The organism is Acinetobacter sp. YH12086 (assembly GCF_013419345.1).
Taxonomy (GTDB): domain Bacteria; phylum Pseudomonadota; class Gammaproteobacteria; order Pseudomonadales; family Moraxellaceae; genus Acinetobacter; species Acinetobacter amyesii.
Window position 1 is genome coordinate 1 of record NZ_VPAF01000053.1, and the last position, 1,453, is coordinate 1,453.

The 1,453-nt window shown below is 41.8% G+C and carries 2 protein-coding genes and 1 pseudogene; all 3 read right to left on the reverse strand.

Features of this window, described 5'->3' with window-relative positions:
* On the reverse strand, window positions 1-820 hold an 820-nt coding region (locus FTU29_RS17225; RefSeq protein WP_218954908.1), incomplete at its 3' end, for a PBSX family phage terminase large subunit.
* Window positions 792-1,253, reverse strand: a complete 462-nt coding sequence (locus tag FTU29_RS17230; RefSeq protein ID WP_180123030.1) for a DUF2280 domain-containing protein — start codon at window positions 1,251-1,253, stop codon at window positions 792-794. The genes FTU29_RS17230 and FTU29_RS17225, both read right to left, overlap by 29 nt.
* 45 nt (window positions 1,254-1,298) lie before the next feature.
* Window positions 1,299-1,453: pseudogene (locus FTU29_RS17580) on the reverse strand (putative metallopeptidase); the annotation flags it as partial.

Sequence of the window (1,453 nt, forward strand, 5' to 3'; positions counted from 1 at the left end):
AAATTGCAGTAGGATCAAGAATCCCCAAATCCCACGATGTATAAACGGGTAAATTTGGATCATGCGGAACTTTGCAAATACGATTCTCACGCTTGATCTGCTCAAACTCAGCTTTGTAGATTGCGCCTTCAACCACTTCAAGATAATCACCCTCCCAAACATGGCGATACATCTCATCACTCATATTCTTCTTATCCATTCTGCGCTCAAGATCAAGAACATCAGGAAACCATGGATTATCCATATAGTTCATCTCACACCCAACACCAATCACCATCCCTGTTTCATCATCAATTATCTCTTCGTGACGAAACCGCTTGCTGGTTGCACTGTTTTCATCCTCAGGGTTCCAAGTTATCCAAACCTCAGAATTATCTTCACGAACTGTTGGTAATAGCTTTCGCCAAGCCTTATCACTTACGTTTTCAGCTTCATCGACCCAGCAAAGCAAAATACGTGCTTTAGATTTAATGCTGTCAAGATTATGTCGCAACCCACAAAAACCATAGTAAACGCGCTTATTTTTGGTTCTTATAAACGTCTCACCAATATCGTAATAAGCGTTTAAAAATGGTGTTGATTGAATGGCTTGTTTAATCTCCTCCATCGAGGAATCTGAAAGCGTGTTCATAAATTCACGCCCGCCCAAAATCATCCCGCTTATACCTGCCTCTGCATACATATAGCCTTTAATAGCTGTCATTTGTGCAAAGGTTCGCGTTTTACCTGAGCCACGCCCACCCCATGATGAGCGATAGCGCATCTCGGGTCGCGTGAATACAGGAATAAGTTTAGGAGGTAGTTGAATTTGTACTTTCATTTGGTGCCACCAATTCGATAATTGTCGGCTTGCTTATTGATTCACCGTTGGTTGTATGATCGATCTGTTGCTTATTAGAGAATTGTCCACCCAAGTCCTGTGCTGCCTGCTTCATAATGTTTAACACCATGAAGGTATTTTTAGCATTCCTCTCAAGATGCTTTTGATACTGGCGCATGCGGTAGTACTTCTGAGCAATTGGAATATCAATTAAGCCCTTGTCAAATTCAGCTCGGGTTTCATGAAATAGATCAACAAACTTCTTTGACAGGTTCTTGCCGGATATCTTTGTTGGGTCGTATAAAGCGATTTGTGAGCGCTCAATTTTCAGTCCAAATTCTTGCTTAACAAGATCCGCGACTTCTTGAGGGGTATCACGGCACGCAAGAGCTTGAACTATAAATATTTTTACAGGCTCTTTTAGGGCTGCCATAACCACCTCTTTGTAAAGCTACGTATAGCAAGATAGGCAAAAAATTTAAGCCAACTTCAATAAACATGTACCGCATGCATGGGCAATGTTTGCTTTTGATATTGTTGGACCATTGTTCACAAGCTCTGCCAATCGCTGCACATCAACATTCCCGCCATAACGCTGTACCACACCAAAGAACTCTTCAACATCATGTCCAC